General features: G+C 70.6%; 18 protein-coding genes. 14 read left to right on the top strand and 4 right to left on the bottom strand.

Annotated elements, in window-relative coordinates; all coding sequences use genetic code 11:
• Positions 1 to 5: 5 nt before the first annotated feature.
• Positions 6 to 872 (bottom strand): ParA family protein, encoded by an 867-nt coding sequence (locus DMH01_RS11450; RefSeq protein ID WP_125675812.1) that lies wholly within the window; start codon positions 870 to 872, stop codon positions 6 to 8.
• A gap of 109 nt (positions 873 to 981) precedes the next feature.
• Here DMH01_RS11450 and DMH01_RS11445 point away from each other — a divergent pair, with 109 nt between their 5' ends.
• The 3 genes from DMH01_RS11445 to DMH01_RS11435 all read left to right on the top strand — a co-directional run bounded on the left by DMH01_RS11445 (position 982) and on the right by DMH01_RS11435 (position 3,655).
• The gene (locus DMH01_RS11445) at positions 982 to 1,716 is read left to right on the top strand and encodes a methyltransferase domain-containing protein (protein WP_125675810.1); all 735 of its coding nucleotides are present in this window, start codon (positions 982 to 984) and stop codon (positions 1,714 to 1,716) included.
• Between the two features lie 110 nt (positions 1,717 to 1,826).
• The gene (dinB, locus tag DMH01_RS11440; RefSeq protein ID WP_125676697.1) at positions 1,827 to 3,044 is read left to right on the top strand and encodes a DNA polymerase IV; all 1,218 of its coding nucleotides are present in this window, start codon (positions 1,827 to 1,829) and stop codon (positions 3,042 to 3,044) included.
• A 197-nt stretch (positions 3,045 to 3,241) separates the two neighbouring features.
• Positions 3,242 to 3,655, top strand: coding sequence for a DUF3040 domain-containing protein (locus DMH01_RS11435; RefSeq protein WP_125675808.1), 414 nt, complete (start codon positions 3,242 to 3,244; stop codon positions 3,653 to 3,655).
• Between the two features lie 558 nt (positions 3,656 to 4,213).
• Here the strand turns inward: DMH01_RS11435 and DMH01_RS11430 are convergent.
• From DMH01_RS11430 to DMH01_RS11420, 3 genes are all read right to left on the bottom strand, one after another.
• Entirely contained in the window at positions 4,214 to 6,727 is a 2,514-nt protein-coding gene (locus tag DMH01_RS11430) for a DUF3488 and transglutaminase-like domain-containing protein (RefSeq protein ID WP_125675806.1), read from the bottom strand.
• Complete coding sequence (locus tag DMH01_RS11425; RefSeq protein WP_125675804.1) at positions 6,724 to 7,998, bottom strand: DUF58 domain-containing protein; 1,275 nt, start codon at positions 7,996 to 7,998, stop codon at positions 6,724 to 6,726. Before DMH01_RS11425 ends, DMH01_RS11430 begins: the two co-directional genes overlap by 4 nt.
• A gap of 71 nt (positions 7,999 to 8,069) precedes the next feature.
• Positions 8,070 to 9,149 carry a MoxR family ATPase gene (locus DMH01_RS11420; protein WP_199745437.1) on the bottom strand — a complete coding sequence of 360 codons (1,080 nt, stop codon included), beginning with the start codon at positions 9,147 to 9,149 and terminating at the stop codon, positions 8,070 to 8,072.
• A 271-nt stretch (positions 9,150 to 9,420) separates the two neighbouring features.
• Between DMH01_RS11420 and DMH01_RS11415 the strand changes: the two genes are divergently transcribed.
• From DMH01_RS11415 to mraY, 11 genes are all read left to right on the top strand, one after another.
• Entirely contained in the window at positions 9,421 to 9,774 is a 354-nt protein-coding gene (locus DMH01_RS11415) for a hypothetical protein (protein WP_125675802.1), read from the top strand.
• A gap of 4 nt (positions 9,775 to 9,778) precedes the next feature.
• Positions 9,779 to 10,312: a DUF3558 domain-containing protein gene (locus DMH01_RS11410; RefSeq protein ID WP_125675800.1), complete on the top strand. Its 534-nt coding sequence runs from the start codon at positions 9,779 to 9,781 to the stop codon at positions 10,310 to 10,312.
• A gap of 185 nt (positions 10,313 to 10,497) precedes the next feature.
• The gene (locus DMH01_RS11405; RefSeq protein ID WP_125675798.1) at positions 10,498 to 11,076 is read left to right on the top strand and encodes a PPE domain-containing protein; all 579 of its coding nucleotides are present in this window, start codon (positions 10,498 to 10,500) and stop codon (positions 11,074 to 11,076) included.
• On the top strand, positions 11,073 to 11,825 hold the full coding sequence (locus DMH01_RS11400) for an ESX secretion-associated protein EspG (protein WP_125675796.1): 753 nt from the start codon (positions 11,073 to 11,075) through the stop codon (positions 11,823 to 11,825). Before DMH01_RS11405 ends, DMH01_RS11400 begins: the two co-directional genes overlap by 4 nt.
• 540 nt (positions 11,826 to 12,365) lie before the next feature.
• Complete coding sequence (gene mraZ, locus DMH01_RS11395; RefSeq protein ID WP_005156436.1) at positions 12,366 to 12,797, top strand: division/cell wall cluster transcriptional repressor MraZ; 432 nt, start codon at positions 12,366 to 12,368, stop codon at positions 12,795 to 12,797.
• A 204-nt stretch (positions 12,798 to 13,001) separates the two neighbouring features.
• Positions 13,002 to 13,961, top strand: coding sequence for a 16S rRNA (cytosine(1402)-N(4))-methyltransferase RsmH (gene rsmH / locus DMH01_RS11390; RefSeq protein ID WP_034312074.1), 960 nt, complete (start codon positions 13,002 to 13,004; stop codon positions 13,959 to 13,961).
• Positions 13,958 to 14,668, top strand: coding sequence for a hypothetical protein (locus DMH01_RS11385; protein WP_125675794.1), 711 nt, complete (start codon positions 13,958 to 13,960; stop codon positions 14,666 to 14,668). The genes rsmH and DMH01_RS11385 overlap by 4 nt, the downstream gene beginning before the upstream one ends.
• Positions 14,668 to 16,596: a penicillin-binding protein 2 gene (locus tag DMH01_RS11380; RefSeq protein ID WP_125675792.1), complete on the top strand. Its 1,929-nt coding sequence runs from the start codon at positions 14,668 to 14,670 to the stop codon at positions 16,594 to 16,596. Before DMH01_RS11385 ends, DMH01_RS11380 begins: the two co-directional genes overlap by 1 nt.
• 366 nt (positions 16,597 to 16,962) lie before the next feature.
• Positions 16,963 to 18,468, top strand: a complete 1,506-nt coding sequence (locus DMH01_RS11375; RefSeq protein WP_125676693.1) for a UDP-N-acetylmuramoyl-L-alanyl-D-glutamate--2,6-diaminopimelate ligase — start codon at positions 16,963 to 16,965, stop codon at positions 18,466 to 18,468.
• A complete protein-coding gene (murF, locus tag DMH01_RS11370) occupies positions 18,465 to 19,976 on the top strand; it encodes a UDP-N-acetylmuramoyl-tripeptide--D-alanyl-D-alanine ligase (protein WP_125675790.1) in 1,512 nt (503 codons plus the stop codon). Before DMH01_RS11375 ends, murF begins: the two co-directional genes overlap by 4 nt.
• A complete protein-coding gene (gene mraY, locus DMH01_RS11365) occupies positions 19,973 to 21,058 on the top strand; it encodes a phospho-N-acetylmuramoyl-pentapeptide-transferase (RefSeq protein ID WP_125675788.1) in 1,086 nt (361 codons plus the stop codon). Before murF ends, mraY begins: the two co-directional genes overlap by 4 nt.
• The last annotated feature ends 2 nt before the right edge of the window (positions 21,059 to 21,060 follow it).

Here is a 21,060-nt window from a genome sequence, read left to right as displayed (position 1 = left end):
GGACGTCAGCCCGTGCCGGTGTCGCTCAGCTTGGCGGGGGCTTCGGTGGTCTCGGGCTCTTCGTCGCCGCGGACACGGTGACGCCCGGCCCGGCTCGAGCGCAGGACCTTCGCGAGCACCATGTTGAAGGTGAGCGCGATCTCCTGCGCGCCAGGGGAGTGCCACTCGTGGATCGGGCTGCACGCGCCCTGGGCCTGCTGCACCGCGAGCCGGTCCGGGATGGCGGTCGGCATCACCAGCGGGCCGAAGTTCTCCCGCAGCTCGGCCACGCGGAACTGGTGCTCGTAGGAGCGCACGCGGAGCTTGTTGACCACGACGCCGATCGGCCGCAGCCCCGGGTTCTGCTCCTCGCGGATCTTCTCGATCGCTTCGAGCGCGCGGCGCGCGCCGGACACGGCGTACATCGTCGGCTCGGTGACGATCAGGGCGCTGTCCGCGGCCACCAGCGCGGAGCGGGTCAGCCTGCCGAGCGACGGCGGGCAGTCGAGGATCACCAGTTCGTAGGGTTCCTCGCGCAGCGGGTTCGTGTGCAGTTCGTCGAGCGCGCGGGAGAGGTTCTCCAAGCGGCGGCTGTCGGCGTCCGGTTCGTTGAGCATCTCGAGCTCTTCGGCGCCGACGAGGACGTCGATCCGGTCGCTCCACACGCTGGGCGCGATCGCGCGTTCGAGCACCGAACGCACCGGCGTCTCCAGGACGTCGGCCAGCGTGCGGTCGGTGAAGGGCGGGTCCAGCGAGGTGGTGGCGTTGCCTTGCGGGTCGAGGTCGGCCACGAGAGTCCGGGCGCCCCTACGCAGCGCGGCGGACGCGACACCGAGGGCGACCGTCGTTTTACCGACGCCACCCTTCAGGCTGAGAACAGCGACCGTGTGCACTCGATACAGCCTACGGGCAGTCGGCGGGGTGGCTCCTTGGCAAGGTGTCGAACACCGCATCGGACTACGCCCGGCGGGCCGGCGAAGGCGGGCATTACCCTGTGCGTTTATGAAGACGGACACCGTGGCCACGCGGGGATCGGGGGCGGTTCGCCGGGTTCTCGAAGCAGAACTCCGGGCCGCACGGGCGCGAGGCGCACAACAGCCGCACGTCGTCGACGTCGGCGGCGGCAGCGGCGGCTGGGCGGTGCCGCTGGCCTCGGCGGGCTGCCTGGTGACCGTGGTCGAGCCGAACCCCAACGCGCTGGCGACCCTGCGCCGCCGCGCCGAGGAGGAGGGCGTCTCCGGCAGCATCACGGTGATCGCCGACGACTCCGACGCGCTCGGCGCCCACGTCGCGGCGGGCTCGGCCGACCTCGTGCTCGCGCACGGGCTGCTCGAAGTCGTCGACGACCCGGCGCTCGTGCTCACCGCGCTGGCCGCCGCGGTCAAACCCGGCGGAGCGGTCTCGGTGCTGGTCGCGAACCGGCACGCGGCGATCCTGCAGCGCGCGCTGGCCGGGCGGCTCGGCGAGGCACGGGAACTCCTCGCGGCCGACAGCGGCGTCCTCGGCGGCGGCCGGGAGACCGTGCTGCGGCGCTTCGACGCGGAGGGCCTCCGCGCCCAGCTGATCGCGGTCGGGCTCGAGGTGACGTCGCTGCAGGGCGACGGTGTCGTGGCGGACTTCGTGCCCGGTGGGGTGCGGGAAGAGGACCTGGCCGAGTTCGAGCTGGCGGCGGCGTCGGTTCCGCCGCTGCGGGACATCTCCAGCAGGCTGCACGTCCTGGCCCACCGCCCGGCCTGACCTCCTCGTGAGTGGTAAAGACGGTTCTAACCGGCCTTACCACTCACGAGACTGTCGGTGGTCCGGGCTAACGTCCGGGTGTGGGGAGAAACGCTGAACTGCCCGGCGGGATGGCCCGCTACCGCGTGACGACCGGCGCCACCACCTGGCCCGACGACACCGGCTGCGGCCTGCTGCACGTCGACATGGACGCCTTCTTCGTGTCCTGTGAACTGCGGACGCGCCCGGAGCTGGCCGGCAAGCCGGTGGTCGTGTCCGGTGGCGGGCCGAGGTCCGTCGTCGCGGCGGCGAGCTACGCGGCGCGCGAGTTCGGCGTCCGGTCGGCCATGCCGTTCTCGACCGCCAAGCGGCTCTGCCCCCAGCTGATCTGCATCACGCCGACGCCGGGGCTCTACGGCGAGGTGTCCCAGGGCGTCATGGGGATCTTCCGCGAACTGACGCCACTGGTGGAGCCGCTGAGCCTGGACGAGGCGTTCCTGGACGTCAGCGGGGCCCTCAAGCGGCTGGACTCGTCGCCCGCGCGGCTCGGCGCCTGGATCCGGGAACGGGTGGCCGCCGACTTCGGGATCAGCTGCTCGGTCGGCGTCGCGAAGGTCAAGTTCGTCGCCAAGCTGGCGTCCGGGATGGCGAAACCGGACGGCATGGTCGTCGTGCCGTCGGCCGAGACGCTCGAGTTCCTGCGTCCGCTGCCCGTGTCGGCGCTGTGGGGCGTCGGCAAGCGCACCGAGGAACAGCTGCGGCAGCAGGGCCTCGACACCGTCGCCGACGTCGCGGCCGCTCCGCTGTCCAGGCTGAGGCGGTCGCTCGGGCGGGCGCTGGGGGAGCATCTGTACGCGCTCGCGAACGGGCACGACGAGCGCAAGGTGGTCCCGGAGTCGCCGGACAAGTCGATCGGTGCCGAAGTGACCTTCGACGTGGATCTCCACGACCGCGCGGCGCTCGGGCTGGAACTGCTCCGGCTGTCGGAACGCGTCGCCGCCACCCTGCGCCGCCGGGGGCTGCGCGGGCGGACGGTGTCGATCAAGGTCCGGTTCGCGGACTTCAAGACGATCACCCGCGCGAGGACAACCGCCGTCGGGGTGGATGTGGCCCGCGACATCCACCGCACCGCCGTCGAACTCCTCACCGAGCACGCGCCGACGGGCGCAGTTCGCCTGATCGGGGTAAGGGTCGAGGGTTTGGACACGGAGAGTGATGGAGAGCAGCTGCTTTTCGCAGCACCCGAACCCCGTTGGCGGGATGCGGAAGTCGCCGCCGACGTCGCGAGGTCGAAGTTCGGCGCCGCCGCGGTGCGGCCCGCGTCACTGCTGACCCCCCGTGACCAGTGACATCGCCTGCTCGGCCGTCTTCGAGAGAGCCGAGCCGGGTGGTTTCGCCCAATTCGATCCCTTCTGGATACGGGATCGGGTAGTCGGACGAGCGCGGGGCTCGTATCCTGGACAGAGACACCCCGCCTGGGGTTGTCTGTTGGGTCCATGACGTTGCGCGGCCCGGCGCCCGCGACAGCTGTGCCGGAGGAGGAAAGATGCCACTCTCCGAGCATGAGCAGCGGCTGCTCGATCAGATCGAGCGCGAGCTCTATGCCGAGGACCCCAAGTTCGCATCCACGGTGCGAGGCACCCGGTTGCGCCGCCCCGCCCGCCGACGGCGTTTGCAGGGCATCGCCCTGTTCGTAGTGGGCGTCGCACTGTTGGTGCTCGGCGTGGTGGTCAACATCCGGGTCGCCGAGATCCCCGTGATCAGCGTGCTCGGGTTCCTCGTGATGTTCTTCGGAGTCATGATGGCCGTCACATCGATTCGGCAAGGAGCCGAAACGGAAGGCGGCAAGGACAGCGGTGGCCCGGGGGCCGGCGGAGGTGGCGGCAAGGCGTCCCCGCGCCGAAGCTCGTTCACCCAGCGCATGGAAGAGCGCTTCCGCCAGCGCTTCGAGGAGCAGTAGCTCCCACAAACGCGAACATGCCGACGGGGCGATGCCTTGTCGGCATGTTCGCGTTTGTCCTGCCTCCAGCGCGCGGACGCCCGTACCGCATGGCGCGGGTTGGTCGTGAGTGGCGTTTCGGGGGTCGGGCAAAGGCGGGCTAGGTACGTACTGGCTTCCGGGCTTCGCTGATCGCGGGACTCGGAACGCACGCCTATGGCCCCAGTAACCCCACCAGTCACCACGATGGCGCGCGAAGGCCTCTTTTCCAAGTACATGAAGGACCCCTTCACTGCGCTAGACGCAAGCAAGGGCCCCTTCACGTGCTTCAAACCAACGAAGGCGACAGAAAGCGTCGGTCAGGGTCGTCGTGAGTGGCTTCGCCCGGGGTTGCGAAAGCCACTTTCGCAACCTTCAACGTTGCGAAAGTGGCTTTCGCAACCCCGGCCGTGACCGGGCCCGGGTACCGCCCTGGCGATCAGGTCGCGAAAGCCACTTTCGAGACGTCTGATGTCCCGAAAGTGGCTTTCGCGACACACCTCCAGAATCCCTGACCAGGGACCGAGCGCTGGCCGAGGGCTACTTGCCTCGCCGCAGCGACCGCGGGAACAGGCGGCCCTTCCACGACATCGGCGCGTTCCGCTTCAGACTCTTGCGAACCTCGTCGAAGGCCGGGCCCAGCGCCTGGTCGTCCGCGGGCTGGTCCGAGTACCAGGACCGCTCCACGACGCCGATGACCGTCCGCAATCCGGTGCGGCCCTCTTCGTCCAGCCGGTGCTTCTCGACGACCTTCCGGCCCGCCACGCGCACCGTGTCGCCGTCGGAGAGCGGCAGACCGCGGTCCGCGCATTCGTCCATCAGTTCGCGCCACGCCGCGTCGGCCGCGGCGGGGGAGCGGGTCGCGATCTTCTGCAGCCGCAGCCGTCGTTTGATCTCCCGGATCGTCGTCGGCGTGCCGAGCCCGCCGAGGACGATCACCAGTGCCAGCGCGAACCACCACGACACCCACGCCGCCAGGAACGCGAACGCCGCCACCCACAGCCCGATCACGATCAGCGGCAGCCAGTTCGTCACGTTCTGGTTGTCCAGGAACCCGTGCTCCGGTGCGGGCGAGTCCGGGGACGAGGACGAGGACGAGCGCATCAGCGTCCGGTACCTCAAGCGCATCCGCACGATCGTCACCACGGTCAGCGCCGCGGCCAGCCCACCGAGGATCCCGGAGAGGATCGCGGGCCACAGCGGCTCTTCCTCCTGCTGGCCCGTGCCGCCGTCCGCGCCGAGGTCGGCGCCGGGGTCGCGGGGCGTGCCGGTGGCGGGTGCGCTCGACGCGGGTGCGCTCGGCACTTCCTGGGTGTCGTTGGCCGTGGAGCTGTTGGTGTCGTTCTGCAGGTACGGCGGGACGACCGCGCGGCCGTCGAGCAGCGGGGTCGGGTCGAAGCTGACCCAGCCCTTCGTCTCGAAGTAGACCTCGACCCACGCGTGCGCGTCCTCGGAGGTGATCGAGACGTAGTCGCCCTTCGGGGTCCCGGCGGAGAAGCCGATGGCGACCCGCGACGGGATGCCGACCGACCGCAGCATCACGGCCATCGCCGACGCGTACTGCTCGCAGAACCCGCGTTTGCCGTTGAGGATGAAGTCGGCGAGCGCGTCGGAGTCGGTCGCGTCCGCGGTTTTGGTGTCGTAGACGAAGCCGTTCTGCGCGGTGAAGAACGACCAGAGCGCCTGCGCCTTGTCGAAGTTGTTGGACTCGTTTTCCGTCAGCTGCTTGGCCTTCGCGACCACGCGGGGATCGACGCGGTCGATCTGGGTGAACTGCGGCGGCACTTCGGCCAGGCGGGCGTCGTCGCGCCGGAGTTCGTCCTTCGTCGGGATCTGGAGGGACGCGCTCTCGGTGTAGGCGGGCGCGTTCTGCTTGGTCGTGGTGAACACGGCGCCGCCGACCGGGTCGTACAGCCAGTTGTCGGCCAGTCCGTCGAGCGCCCTCGGCGCGCCGTAGACGGGCAGCCAGTTGTCGACCCAGTTCGTCGGTTCGATCCGGATCTCCCGCGCGGGACCGGAACCGTCGTCGCCCGGAGCGGGCGGGAGGCCCTTGTTGGCCTGCACACCCTGCTGGGCGCGGCCGTTCTGCGCGAGCCCCCAGCCCTTGTTCGGCGTGTACGTGTCGAGGGTGAACGCGCGCAGCAGCCGCTTGTCCGCGCCCATCCCGTAGACCTTGAACAGCTCCACGTTCTCGCCCTGGTCGAGCAGGCCGCGCAGCTGCGTGAACGGCTCGACGCCGAATCCGCCGGCGCCGGCGCGGCCGGAGCCGGTCCCGCCGGGAAGGCTGCCGACCGTGCCGATGCCGGTGACGGCCGTGCCGATCACCAGGCCCATCGCGATCGCGGCGGCCACCACGCCGACGGGGGCCGACAACGTGCTCGCGGAGTTGCCCAGCCCGGGCGCGTCCCGGTTGCGCCAGCGGCGATGCCGGTGGTTGCCGTCGACGGCGAGCAGGGCGGCGAACGCGGCCGCGCCGAGCAAGAACGTCCACCACGGCAGCATGTCCTCGGCCAGCGCGGCCGGGACGGCGTACACGCACAGCAGGACGAGGCCGGTCGCGGCGGGCGCGGCGGCGGCCACGGCCAGCGTGTCGACCAGGACCGCGACCAGGCCGATCGCGATGGTGATCAGGCAGAGGATCGGCGGGGTGCCCTCGATCGGCGGCAGGCCGACGCGGATCTGCTCGGCCGCCGCGGCCAGCACGCCGCGCAGTTCCCCGAACGCGTCCGGGCCGGGGAAGATCTTCAGGATCCCGCTGGTGGTGAACGCCCCGGTGATCAGCAGCAACAGCACGAGCAGCTGGGCCAAGCCGACGACGATGGTCGGCGCGCGCAACGAGCGCAGGGCGAGCCCGGTCGAGGCGATCAGCACGACGGCGACCAGCAGGTAGCCGAACCACGCCCAGCCGGCGACGACGCCGGTGAGCGAGGTCGAGGCGAACAGCGTGGCGAGCCCGGCGGCGACCGGTGCGAGCACACTGCTCGTCCAGACCGGGGGCGGGGCGGACGGCCGCGGACGGGGGGTGTGCGGCCGGGGTGGCGCGGTCGCGGTCACAGGCCGCCTCCGATCAGCGTGCCCCGGCGGGTTGCCGTCTGGCAGAGCTCGGCCCAGACCTGCGGCATCGGCGAGCCGGGGCCGGCGACGACGACGCCCCAGCCCGCGGCTCGCAGCAGCGCCACCGATTCTTCGGTGGCGGCGGCCCGGTTTTCGGGCCGGTTGACGCCGGACGACCAGCCGGGGGTGTCGAGCAGCACGGCGAGGCTCCGGATCCCGCGCGGGCGGTACCGGGACAGCTCGTGCACGGATTCGTTGCTGACGGTGCCGAGCACCGCGATGAGTTCCTGTCCCTCGGCCGGGTCGTGGCCGAGGGTGATGTCGCGCTGGTGCGCGGGCTGGAGCGCGGCGAGGACGTCGAGCACGACGTTGTCGTAGTGCTCGCCACCCTCGCCGGGGGTGTCGGCCAGGGTCTGGCCGTGTTCGGTGATCAGCCGGACCCGGTGACCGGAGCGGCGCAGGTGCAGCGACACGGAAGCGGCGAACGAGACGGCCCATTCGAGGCTCGCCGCGGGGCCGGTGCCGTGGTGCGCCGCCGCGCGGTGGTCCAGCAGCACCGTGGTGCCGCCGCGCCACGGCCGCTCCTCGACGCGGACCATGATCTCGTCGCGGCGGGCGGTCGAACGCCAGTGGACCTTCCGCAGGTCGTCGCCCTGCCGGTACTGCCGGACGATCACGTCCGATTCGCCCTGTCCGGCGTGCAGGCGGATGCTGCCGTCGTCGCCGGCGCCGATCCCGGCGCCGCTGGGCAGCCCCCACAGGCCGGCCACCTTCGGCACGACGACCAGCCGGGAGTGCCCGATCAGCTCACGTTCGAACTCGCACAGCCCGAACGGGTCGGTGATCGTCGCCCGCAGCGGACCGACCTGCTGGATCCCGCGCAGCACCGGCTGCAGCGGGTAGCGCAGCGCGACCCGGCGGTCATGGGGAAGGCGTTCGACGACGAACCGCGGCCGCGAACCCAGCGCGTAGGGCACGCCGTCTTCGAGCAGCACCTCGCCCGCCGGAAGCCTGCCGTCGCGCCAGAGTTCGAGCTGGACCTCGCCCGGCGAACCGACCGCGACCCGTTCCGGGCGCAGCGAGCGGGCCGCGCCCAGCCGCAGCCGGGTCGCCGAGATGAAGAAGGCGACCAGCAGCGGCAGGGCGACGACGAACACCGCGACCCGCAGCAGATCCCGTTCGTTGAGCACGAACGAGCAAGCCGCCGCGGCGACGCCGGCGGCGAGGAGACAGCGGCCGCGTGTGGTCAGGCCGGAGAGAGCACGCAGCATGGCCGCTGGATCCAATCTGCCGAGCGAAGCTCGTCCGCTGAGGGTGGGGGCGGGGGCATGGATGGACTTACTCAGCGGTGGTTCGAGCCCTGCGGTACGGGGACGCGGTGCAGGATCGCGCGGACCACGTCGGTGGCCGAACGGCGAGCGGCGTGCGCCTCCGTGGTGAGCACCATGCGGTGCGCCAGCACCGGGACCGCGACCGTGTGCAGGTCGTCCGGGACGACGAACTCGCGGCCCGAGAGCGCGGCCTGCGCGCGGGCCGCGCGGACCAGTTGCAGGGTCGCCCGCGGCGAGGCGCCGAGACGGATCTCCGGCACCTGACGGGTCGCGGACACCAGGTCGACGGCGTAGCGGCGGATCTCCGGCGACATGTGCACCGACCGCACCGTCTCGATCAGCCGCTGCACCGACTCGCGGTCGGAGACGGGCTCGAGATCGGCCAGCGGGTTGTGCCCGGCGTGCTCGTCGACCATGGCCAGTTCGGCCTGCTGGTCGGGATAGCCGATGGACACCCGCGCGGTGAACCGGTCCCGCTGGGCCTCGGGCAGCGCGTAGGTGCCCTCCATCTCGATGGGGTTCTGGGTGGCGATCACCATGAACGGCTCTTCGAGGTGGTAGGTCGAGGTGTCGACGGTGACCTGGTGCTCTTCCATGCATTCGAGCAGGGCCGACTGCGTCTTCGGCGAGGCGCGGTTGATCTCGTCGCCGACCACGATGTTCGCGAACACCGGGCCGGGGCGGAACTCGAACTCGCCGCTCTGCCGGTTGTAGATGGACACCCCGGTGACGTCGCTGGGCAACAGGTCGGGGGTGAACTGGATCCGGCTGACGGTGCAGTCGATCGAGCGGGCCAGCGCCTTCGCCAGCGAGGTCTTGCCCACCCCGGGGACGTCTTCGACGAGGAGGTGGCCTTCGGCGAGCAGGGTCACGAGCGCGATGCGGATGACGTCGGGTTTGCCGACCAGTACCCGCTCCACGTTGGCGGCGATCCGCCGCGCGGTCTCGTGCAGTTCGTCCAGCGACGCTGGGTTTTCACGGCCGTTCTGCCGGCCGCTGACCGAGCCGGCGTCCGTGGGGTACGGCGCTTGCCCGGTTGCCTGCTCGCCCTGGTGTTCGCCGGGCGTCGCAGACTGGATTCTCGACGTCACTCGACCTCCTGATGCCGCGTGGCTGGATTTCCGCTGGGTCCTCTGCCGGACCGTTCAGTCCCCCGGGCAGCGGTCAGCCTCCCACGAAGTGTGTCAAACTCGGGCGAACTCGTGGGGGGAACCCCGCCAACCCCAGTCGATGACTCTGTGCAACCAGAGACCTTACCTCGATCGGGTGAGGTGAGCGCGTTTTCGGGTGCTCCCGCTGACCCCTTGTTTTGTCGTATGCTCCGGTGCGAGGTCGCTCGACTACGGAGAGGCGTAATCGCATATGAGCGAAGTGAGAACCGCCAAACCGCGGTTCGACTTGAGCGGATTCGCGGTCGCGCCGGAGCTGGCCGCCGACGCCCATGTGAAGATCTCCGCCCTGCAAGACGTGGTCGGCCAGATGGTCCGCGAGGCCAAGGTGCTCGGCCGCACGGTTCCCCTCGGCGGGGGATACGCGGACGAGGTCGGCAAGTTCATGGCGCAGTACGGGATCGGCGCCGAAGGCTCCGCGGTCGAGGCGCTCACCGCGTTCGGCAAGGAACTCGAGGCGCTCAAGAACCGGATCGAGAAGGCGCTGGCGAAGTACACCCGACAGGATGAACAAGCGGCGGCGGACGTGGACTGTGTCGGCGGCTGATCCCATGAGCTCCCGCCTTGTCGCGCTCGGCGTCCTCGTCGTCCTCTCAGTGTCCGCCTGCGGGCAAGGGGCCGCGGGCCAGGCGCCGGCTCCGAGCGTGGAGACGGTACGCAGCGGCGCTTCCGTCGTGGGCACGGTCCCGCCGGCGGTCCTGGATCCCTGCGCGCTGCTCGATCCGCAGGACCGGTCGACGGCCGGGATCACTGTGCTCGGCGTCGCGAAGGAGATCAACGGCGCCCGCGCGTGCGACTGGACGGTGCCCGCGACCTTCGGCGTCACCATCACCGTGGACGAGCGCAACGGCCTGAAGGATCTCGAGGTCGCGCGCAAGACCGCCACCAAGACCAAGGTCGGCGGCCGGGACGCGCTCAAGGTCGCCGACAAGAAGGCCGCCGACGGGACCTGCGCGGTCCTGCTCGGCATGGGGGAGAAGGCGAGCGTCCAGATCGACGTGAGCAACACGAACTTCACCGACACCCCGCTCGCCTGCGAGCGCGCGGTGAAGGTGGCGGGACTGGCCGAACCCAAACTGCCTTAGGGCCTGTCAGCGGAGCGGAGGACGAACTCGGGTATGGACGAAACGCGTGAACCCGCCCGGCCGGAGGCCCCGCTATCGCGGTGGCAGGGCGCCTCGACTCACGAACGTGAGAGGTCTGATCAGGTAGCGCCCTGTCGACGTGATCGCGGTCGCGGGTTCACCACCGGATACTGAGGAGGACTGCCGTGCCTGAAGGAGAGACGCCGGGCCGCGAGGTCCCGGTCGCGGCCACGCGGTACGAGGCCTACAGCCACGAAGCGCTGGCCGCCGAAGTCGAAGCGGGCAACGACCCCGAGGCGGCCGGCGGGATCGGCGCCGCCTGGGACGCGCTCGCGCGGCGCATGCACGACGCGACGTCCGAGCTGGCCGGGCTGGTCGGCAGCAGCGAAGAGAACTGGCGCGGTGAAGCGGGCGACGCGCTCCGCGGCGTGCTGGCCACCGCGTCCGGCTGGCTGACCTGGTCCGCGGACATCTCGTCCGCGCTCGGGAAGGCCGTCTCCGGACAGGCCGAAGCGGCGGCGCGGGCCCGTGCCGACATGCCGCCGCCGGTGGACTACGACCCCGGCGCGATGATCCGCGGCGCCGCGGCAGGCGGGAACCTCGCGCTCCTCGCCGCGCTCGCCGACGAGATGGAGGCCAAGCACGCGGAGGCCGAGGAGGCCCGGCGCAAGGCCGTCGACGTCATGAACACCCGCGACGCGTCCCTGCATTCGCTGACCCCGCAGGTCTCCTTCGGGAAGCCGCCCGAGCTGGGGCGGTCTTGATCCGCGTTTCCGCGTCGGCGTTCGACGTCCTCTGGTCCGACCTCGGCCACGCGGCCCCGCCTTGGCCGCTGTCCGTCCGCAGCGTCGGTGCCACGGAAGCGGAACGCGCCGAGATCCGCGGCGCGGTCTACGAAAACCTCGCCGAACGAGGCCTTTACGACGGCGACCGGCTCGACGCCGCGCTGGAAGCGAGGCTGGACCTGCTCGCGCGCGCAGAGGTCTACGTCGAATGCGAGGCGCTGGCCGACATGACCGCCGAAACCCCGTTCCGCGCGGTCGCGGCCGCGCGCGGACGGCACGGTGTGCTGGCCACGCAGCCGGAACAGACCATCGCGCTGTCCGGGATCACCGACGGCGAGGTGTTCGCCGCGATCGTCGACGTCCTGCCCGAGATGCGGCCCGGCCCCGGCTACGGGATCAGCCTCCCCGCGGCGCGTTTCGGCGACGACCTGGAGGATCCGGTGTTCGGCGACGGCGGGCGATCGCCGGCTTCGGACAATCAGCTGCGCGAGGTGCTCGCGATTCAGGCGCGGCCCGTCTACAGCGCGGGCCAGTTCACCGTGCGGACCCGCGACCGCGACGGGCGGGCGCACCGGGCGGGTGGGCTGACCTGGTTCGACACCGACGTCGGCGCGTACTGCGCGGCGCGGACCGAGGGCCGCGGCGGGCAGGCGTGGGTGAACGTGTCCCCTGTGGACGGTCCCCGGCTGGCCGCGCGGCTGGCTTCGCTGCTGGACGAAGACCACTGAGCACTGACCCGCCCACCTCGCACGCCCGCCGGTGACCCGTGTCGCGAAAGCCACTTTCAGGACGTCTGATGTCCCGAAAGTGGCTTTCGCGACACGGGGCGCGCGCCTTGGAGGCCGAACGCGCCCGCGACGGGACCGGTATGACATCGAGGGTCCTTTGTCGACATGTCATGGGATGACCCGACGTCGTCACCCTCCACTGTGTCCTCGGCCGTCCCCACCGCGCCCCACCGGATTCCCCACTTTCACCCCCACTTCGCCCCACAGCAGGGTTCCGGCTGCCGATATCCGGACGTGTCAGGCATGGATGAGGTTGCTTCGATACCCGCCCAGGGGGATCTTGGCCACCGTCCCCCACCGAGCCCCCACCTGGCCCCACCTGGCTGACCAGCGAAAACGTCTGACACGACGGAGTGGTCGCGGCTTTTGACGCGTTGACTGTGGTGAAAAGTGGGGTACGGTGGTGCGCAGTGGGGCAGAAGGGAGCCCCGTGGCCGAGCCCGGTTGTTCGCAGCCGGGAGCGGTAGGGAGGTGGAGCCGGTGTTCCTCGGCACCCACACCCCGAAACTGGACGACAAAGGGCGGCTCACGCTGCCCGCGAAGTTCCGCGACGCGCTCGCCGGTGGGCTGATGGTCACCAAGGGACAGGATCACTGTCTCTTCGTCTTCCCCCGGGCGGAGTTCGAGCAGATGGCGAGGAAGGTCGCCGACGCCCCGTTCACGAACGAGGCGGTCCGGGCCTACCAGCGTTATCTCTTCGCCGGGACGGACGAACAACGCCCGGACGGGCAAGGACGTATCGCGATCGCGTCCGAGCTCCGACGCTATGCCGGGCTGAACAAGGAGTGCGTGGTGATCGGGGCGATCACCAGGCTGGAGATCTGGGACGCCCAAGCGTGGCAGGGCTACCTGGACGAACACGAGGACAGCTACGCGAAGGCTCGAGAGGAAGTTCTGCCGGGCGTCTTCTAGACGTGGCCGAGGAAGCACCCACGCCGTCGGGGGGCGCGGGTTCACGCTTCGGACACGCCGGGAACCGTCCACACGGATGCCGTGAGGCCTCTGTCCGCTCAGTGGCCCTGGTACACCTTCCCCGGTACCAGGTCAGCAGGCGGGCGGACAGGGACCTGACGGCATCCGGCATCTTCCCCGGCACTACAGGAAAGGGGGGAAGACATGGCAGACGAACACGAGCACGTACCGGTGCTGCTGGACCGCATCGTCGAGCTGTTCGCGCCGGTCTTCTCCGACCGCGAGGCCGTGCTGGTCGACGCGACCGTCGGACTCGGCGGTCATTCCGACGCGCTGCTCACCGCGTTCCCGCTGCTGCGCCTGGTCGCCCTCGACCGCGACCCCAACGCGCTGGAACTCTCCGCGAAACGGCTTGCGCGGCACGGTGATCGTGTCGACTTCGTGCACGCCGTCTACGACGAGATGCCGTCCGCGCTGCAGGGGCTCGGACTGTCCAGAGTGGACGGGATCCTGTTCGACCTCGGCGTCTCCTCGATGCAGCTCGACCGGGCCGAGCGTGGTTTCGCCTACTCCAAGGATTCCCCGCTCGACATGCGGATGGACCCGACCACCGGGTTCACCGCGGCCGACGTGCTCAACACCTACGCGCCCGGCGAGCTGATCCGGATCCTGCGTGACTACGGCGAGGAACGCTTCGCCCAGCGGATCGTCAAAGCCGTTGTGGCGGAACGAGAGAAGGAACCCTTCACGCGCAGCGGGCGGCTGGTGGAACTGCTGTACGACGCGGTCCCCGCGGCGAGCAGGCGCACCGGCGGGCATCCGGCGAAGCGCACGTTCCAGGCGTTGCGGATCGAGGTCAACGGCGAGCTGGAGGTGCTGCGGCGGGCGATGCCGCGGGCGTTGTCCTCGCTCGCCGTCGGCGGCCGCATCGTCGTGGAGTCCTATCAGTCCCTCGAAGACCGGCTGGTCAAGCAGGCCTTCGCGGAACTGGCGAAATCCCGGACGCCGGAAGGGCTTCCGGTGGAACTGCCGGGCCACGGCCCGGAACTGAAACTGCTCACCAGAGGGGCCGAGAAGGCCGGCGAGGCGGAGACCGAACTGAACACGCGGGCCGCCTCCGTGCGGCTGCGAGCCGCCGAACGGATCGGAGACCGAGCACGATGACCGCTCCCGCGAAGTCCCGCGGCCGCCGGACACCGGCGCCCGGACGGCGTGCCCGCGCGACCACCACGGTCGACGAGGCGCCCGGCACCACCGAATCCACGACGTCCACCCGTGCCTCCCGCGGCCGCACGTCGGCGGCCGAACGCGCCTACGCCCGCCGCGCCCAGCGCGCCGACCTGCTGCAGCGGGACCAGAAGCGCAACCGTCCCGACGCCGAAGGCGGTGCGGGCAAGGAAGAGCCGGCGAAGAAGTTCACGCTGCGCTGGCCGCGTTCGCGGGCGTCGTTCGTGCTGATGATGATGGGCCTGCTGGCCGTCGGCGTGGCGTGCACGCTGTGGCTGACCACGCAGGCCATCGCCGATTCGTACCGGCTCGAACAACTCCGCACGACCAACGCCGGGCTCGCCGAGGCGAAGGAGCGGCTGCAGCGCGAAGTCGCGAAGGCCGAGTCGCCCGCTTCGCTGGCGCCCAAGGCCAGGGAACTGGGCATGGTGCCCGGCGGCGATCCCGCGCATATCGTGGTCGGCCCGGACGGACAGTCCACTGTGGTCGGTGAGCCGAAGAAGGCCGAAGCCGAAGCGCCCGCCGCCTCGCCCGAGTCGACGGCGCCGCCGCCCGCCGAGGGAACGCAGCAGGGCACGCCGTACGAGGGTGACCAGCCCGCGGTTCCGCAGGAGAACGCGGCCCCGGCGCAGGGAGGTCAGTGATGTCGCCCGGCCGCCCGGCGCAGTCCAGGGCCCGGTCGGCGGGGAGCGCGCGCAGGACGTACGCCGCCGGGACCCGTCGTGCCACCGCCCGCCGGGGCAACGGCGGAAACCGGAGCCGGTTCACCGGCGTCCGGATCCTCCTGATCGTCGTGATGGTGCTCGCCGGCCTCAAACTGGTGCAGGTGCAGTGGTTCGAGGCCGGCGCACTCTCCGAGGCCGCGGAACGGCAGCGGACGTCGGTGATCGAAAGTCCCGCGCAGCGTGGGTCCATCCTGGACCGCAACGGCACGAAGATCGCGTTCAGCGTCGAGGTGCGGACACTCGCCGTGAGCCTGAACTGGCTCCACAAGACGATGGACGACTTCGCCGCGAAGAACCCCACCAAGGGCAAGAACTTCGAGTCCGAGGTGGCGGGCGCGGCGAAGCTGATCGCGGCCAAACTGCCCGGGGTGATCACCGAGAAGGAACTGCTGGACAAGTTCCACAAGCCCGACGGGTTCACGTACCTGGTCCACGACATCGAACCTTCGGTCGCCGAGGCGATCGTCAAGGAGTACCCGTGGATCAGCGTCGAGAAGCGCTCGAAGCGCGAATACCCCGGTGATTCGGTCGGCGCCAACATCGTCGGCTACGCGAACTGGCGCACCGACGACAAGGACGTCTCCAAGCACAACCTGCACGGTGGCTACGGTCTCGAAGCCTCGCGGGACAACGACCTCGCCGGAACGCCGGGCCGCAAGATCGTCAACACCCGTAACGGCAACGACAACCTTGTCATCCCCGGCACCGAGCGGGACATCCAGAACGCCGTCCCCGGTTCGGACCTGCAGCTCACGATCGACACCGACCTGCAGTACGAACTGCAGCGGCAGCTGAGCGACTACGTCGCCAAGTCGAAGGCCAAGGGCGGCCAGGCGGTCATCCTGGACTCCAAGACCGGCGAGGTCTACGCGCTGGCCAACGACAAGACCGTCAACCTCAACGACCCGGCTTCGCGCAGTGAGACGGAGAACCTGAACAACCGCGCGGTGACCACGCCGTTCGAACCCGGTTCGGTGAACAAGATCGTCACCGCCGCGGGCGCGATCGACGCGGGCATCACCACGCCGGAGGCGTCCCTGCCGGTGCCGGGTTCGCTGCAGGTCGCGGACAAGATCGTCAAGGACGCCTGGCACCACGGCACCCAGCAGTTCACCACCACTGGCATCTTCGCGAAGTCGTCGAACGTCGGCACCCTGTTGCTGGCGCAGAAACTCGGCGAGGACCGGTACGCGGACCTGCTCAAGAAGTTCGGTCTCGGCCAGCGCACGGGGCTCGGCCTCCCCGGTGAGAGCCCGGGCGTCGTGCCGCCGCGCAACCAGTGGTCGGCCACGACCTTCGGGAACCTGCCGATCGGGCAGGGGCTTTCGATGACCGTCGTGCAGATGGCCGGGATGTACCAGGCCATCGCGAACGACGGGCTGCGCGTGGAACCCCGGGTGGTCAAAGCGAAGGTCAATCCGGACGGGACACTCGTGCCCGAACCGGCGCCCAAGACCGTCCAGGTCATCAGCCCTCAGGCGGCGAAGACCGTCCGCGACATGATGCGCGCCGTGACGCAGAAGGGTCGCGGGCAGCAGAGCGGCACCGGGCCGAAGGCGGCGCTGGAGGGCTACCAGATCTCGGGGAAGACGGGCACCGGCCAGCAGGTCGACCCGCAGACGAAGACGTACAGCAACCACCTGTACAACATCACCTTCGCCGGGATCCTGCCCGCCGACAACCCGCGCTTCGTGGTCGGCATCCGGCTCGACGCCCCGGACGCCACCCTGCAGCAAGGGCTCTCGGCCGCGCCGCTGTTCCACTCGGTGGCCGCGTACCTGGCGCAGCGGTTCCAGATCCCGCTCTCGGACGGCCCGTCGCCGCAGGTGCCGCTGGTGCTCTCCTGACGCCGCTGAAGGACGCTTTCCCCGCGTGTCATGCGAGGAAAGCGTCCTTCGCCGCGTAAGACGCGGGGAAAGGCCCCTTCGGCCCCCGGCCGCGCTCGCTGTCCTCAAGCGACAGTCGGAAGCCCTTGCGTGCCAAGGAGAGCTCACGAAACCCAATACCACGCGAGTGATCGTCGCGTGCACACACCGCACCGCTTCAGTCACCCGAATGCCGCGCCGGTAACCTCCTTGGCTGTGTCGGTGCCTACTTCAGATCCCCGCAGCGGTCCCGCCGTCGAAAGCGGGTCCGGCGCGACGGCTGCCCAGGTCCCGGACAGCCCGGTCAAGGCCGTCGCCGCACCCCCTCGCCCGGCCAGGATCGAGCCGATGCCGCTGGGCACGCTGCTCGCCAGGGCGGGCGCCCGGCTCGTGGTCGGCGGCGACGACTATCCGTCCGCGGCCGAGCTGACCGTCACGGGCAGCACGCTGCGCGCGCAGCACGTCCTCCCCGGTGACCTCTTCGCCGCGCTTCCCGGCGCCCGCGCCCACGGCGCGGACTTCAGCGACCAGGCCATCGCCGCCGGCGCGGCCGCCGTGCTCACCGACGAGGCCGGAGCCGAGCGCCCGGTGCTCCGCGACGCCGGCGTGCCGATCCTGGTGCACCCGGACCCGCGTGCCGCCCTCGGCGAGATCGCCGCCTGGATCTACGGCGAGCCGTCGCTGGAGCTGTCCGTCCTCGGCATCACCGGGACGTCGGGCAAGACCACGACGTCGTATCTGGTCGACGCCGGGCTCAAGGCGGCCGGGCTCACCACCGGGCTGATCGGCACGGTCGAGACCCGGATCGCGGGGGAGCGGCTGGCCAGCGGGTTCACCACCCCCGAGGCGCCGGATCTGCAGGCGCTCCTCGCGGTGATGGTGGAACGCGGCGTCACGCACGTCCCGATGGAGGTCTCCAGCCACGCGCTGTCGCTCGGCCGGGTCAACGGCACGCGCTTCGCGGTCGGCGCCTTCACGAACCTCTCCCAGGACCACCTGGACTTCCACAAGGACATGGAGGAGTACTTCGCCGCCAAGTCGCTGCTTTTCGACGGCCGGTCCACCGCCGAGGTGGTCGTCGCCGACAGCGCCTGGGGCCAGGCACTCCTCACCCCGCACACGGTGACCGTGTCCACCGAGCCGGGCACGGACGCGCTGTGGCGCGCCACCGACCTGACCCCCACCCCGGCGGGGGAGCAGACCTTCACCCTCCACGGTCCCGAAGGCCTCACCGCTTCGGCGAAGATCCCGCTGCCGGGCGAGTTCAACGTGGCGAACGCCGTGCTCGCGGCCGCGATCCTCCACACCGCCGGTGTCCCGCTCGACGCCATCGTCGCCGGGCTCGCCTCGGTCGAGGTGCCGGGCCGGATGGAGCGGGTCTACCTCGGCCAGCCGTTCACGGCCGTCGTCGACTACGCGCACAAGCCCGCCGCGGTCGCGCAGGGGCTCGACGCGCTGCGTGCCCGCACCGAGGGCCGGATCATCACCGTCCTCGGCTGCGGCGGGGACCGCGACACCGCCAAGCGCCCGGTGATGGGCGAGGCGGCGGTCCGGCGCAGCGAGGTCCTGATCGTGACCGACGACAACCCGCGTTCGGAGGATCCGGCCGCGATCCGGGCGGCGATGCTGGCCGGTGCCCGCAACGCCGGCCCGGCACTGGGCGGCGAGATCCTCGAGATCGCCGACCGCCGGGAAGCCATCATCCGCGCGGTCGAACTCGCCCAGCCCGGCGACATCGTGCTCATCGCGGGCAAGGGCCACGAGACCGGCCAGGAGGTCCAGGGTGTCGTGCACCCGTTCTCCGACCGGGAAGAGCTGGCCTCCGCCATCCGCAGACGTCTGGAGACAGAGTGATCGTGCTCAGCCTGGCCGAGATCGCCGCCATCGTCGGCGGCAGGCTGCATCGGACCGACGGGACCGTCGAGGTCACCGGAAGCGTCGAATTCGACACCCGTGAGCTCACTCCCGGCGGTCTGTTCATCGCGCTGCCCGGGGCGAAGGTCGACGGCCACGACTTCGCCGCGCAGGCCGTCGAAGCGGGCGCAGTCGCGGTGCTCGCGGCCCGCGAGGTCGACGCGCCCGCCGTGATCGTGCCGCCGCTGGACGCCGGGGTGGCCCACGAGCGGGCGTTCGCGCTGGTCTCGGACAAGGATGGAGCGGGCGCCGCGGTGCTGGCCGCGCTCGCCAAACTCGCCCGGCACGTGATCCGGAAGCTTTCCGGCGACCACCTGACCGTCGTCGGGGTCACCGGCTCGTCGGGCAAGACCTCCACCAAGGACATCATCGCCCAGCTCCTGGAGCCACTCGGCCCGACGGTGGCGCCCCCGGGATCGTTCAACAACGAACTGGGCCACCCCTGGACGGCGCTGCGGGCCGACGACACGACCCGGCAGCTCGTCCTGGAGCTCTCCGCCCGCGGGCCCGGCCACATCGCCGAGCTGGCGGCCATCGCGCCGCCCCGGATCGGCGTCGTGCTCAACGTCGGCACCGCCCACGTCGGCGAGTTCGGCTCCCGCGAGGGCATCGCCAAGGGCAAGGGTGAACTCGTCGAGGCGCTGCCGAGCGCGGAGGACGGCGGTATCGCGGTCCTCAACCTCGACGACCCGTACGTCGCCGCGATGGCGAGCCGGACCAAGGCGCGCGTCGTGTTCGTCGGCGAGAGCGAGTCCGCGCAGGTCCGCGCCGTCGACATCACCCTCGACGGTGAAGCGCGCGCGTCGTTCCGCCTGGTCACCCCGGACGGCGAAGCGCCGGTGAATCTGCCGCTCTACGGCGAGCACCACGTCGGGAACGCGCTCAGCGCGGCCGCCGTGGCACTGGAGATGGGCTCGACGGTCGAGGAGGTCGCGGCCCGCCTGTCGAACCTCGAACGGCGCTCGGAACGCCGGATGGAGGTCACCACCCGGGCCGACGGCGTCACGGTGCTCAACGACTCGTTCAACGCCAGCCCCGAGTCGATGCGGGCCGCGCTCAAGGCGCTCGCGTCGATGAGCGCGAACCGCCGCTCCTGGGCCGTGCTCGGCGTGATGGGCGACCTCGGCGAGAACTCGGTCGAGGCCCACGACGGCATCGGCAGGCTCGTCGTCCGGCTCAACATCGACAAGCTCGTCGTCATCGGCCAGGCGGCCGCGGCGACCCATCAGGGCGCGCAGCAGGAGGGTTCCTGGGGCGAGGAGTCGGTACTGGTACCCGACGTCGAGGCCGCCATCGCCCTGCTGCATGATCAGCTCCGCGCGGGGGACGTGGTGCTGGTGAAGGCTTCCAAGGCCGCCGCGCTGTGGCGGGTGGCCGACGCCGTGCTCGCCTCCCCTGTAGTAGCCCCTTCCCCCTCTCAAGAACGCTCGAACGGTGGTGACGCGTGATCAGCATCCTGATCGCGGCCGCGGCGGGCCTGCTGGTCTCCATCCTCCTCACTCCCTATCTGATCCGGGTGTTCTCCCGGCAGGGCTTCGGCCAGGAGATCCGGGAGGAAGGACCGCAGGGACACAAATCCAAACGCGGTACCCCGACGATGGGTGGTGTCGCGATCATCGTCGCGATGGTCGTCGGGTATTTCGTGGCGCATCTGATCAGCTCGCTCAGCGGGGGCAACGGCACCGGCGGCCCGTCCGCCTCGGGGCTGCTGGTCCTCTTCCTGGCGGTGGGCCTCGGGCTCGTCGGGTTCCTCGACGACTTCATCAAGATCCGCAAGCAGCGCAACCTCGGGCTGAACAAGACCGCGAAACTGGTCGGCCAGCTGGTGGTCACGATCGTCTTCGCGGTTCTGGCGCTGCGGTTCCCCAACGGCGAAGGCCTGACGCCCGCCTCGGAGAGCCTGTCCTACGTGCGGGACCTCGCGCTGATCACCTTCCCGTCGGTGTTCTTCGTGATCTTCTGCTACATCGTCATCTCGGGCTGGTCGAACGCGGTGAACTTCACCGACGGTCTCGACGGCCTCGCCGGCGGCACCGCGGCGATGGTGCTGGCGACCTACGTCGTCATCGCCTTCTGGCAGACCCGCCTCTCGTGCGCGGTCACCCCGCAGGCCGCCTGCTACGACGTCCGTGACCCGCTGGACCTGGCCGTGGTGGCCGCCGCGGCGACCGGCGCCTGCGTCGGGTTCCTCTGGTGGAACGCGGCCCCGGCGAAGATCTTCATGGGCGACACCGGTTCGCTGGCCCTCGGTGGTCTCGTCGCCGGTCTGTCGATGACCACCCGCACCGAACTGCTCGCCATCGTCATCGGCGGTCTGTTCATGGTCGAGATGATCTCGGTGGTCGCGCAGATCGCGGTGTTCCGCACGACCAGGCGGCGGCTGTTCCGGATGGCCCCGTTCCATCACCACTTCGAACTCGCGGGCTGGGCGGAGACCACGGTCATCATCCGGTTCTGGCTGCTTTCGGCCGTCTGCTGCATGTTCGGTCTCGGCCTGTTCTACAGCGAGCAGCTCGGCCTCGGGGGTTAGCA

Origin of the sequence: Amycolatopsis sp. WAC 04182 (genome assembly GCF_003947465.1) — a bacterium.
In the GTDB taxonomy this organism is placed as follows: domain Bacteria; phylum Actinomycetota; class Actinomycetes; order Mycobacteriales; family Pseudonocardiaceae; genus Amycolatopsis.
The sequence above is the reverse complement of the archived record's forward strand: the minus strand, read 5'-3'. Positions and strand labels throughout refer to the sequence as shown.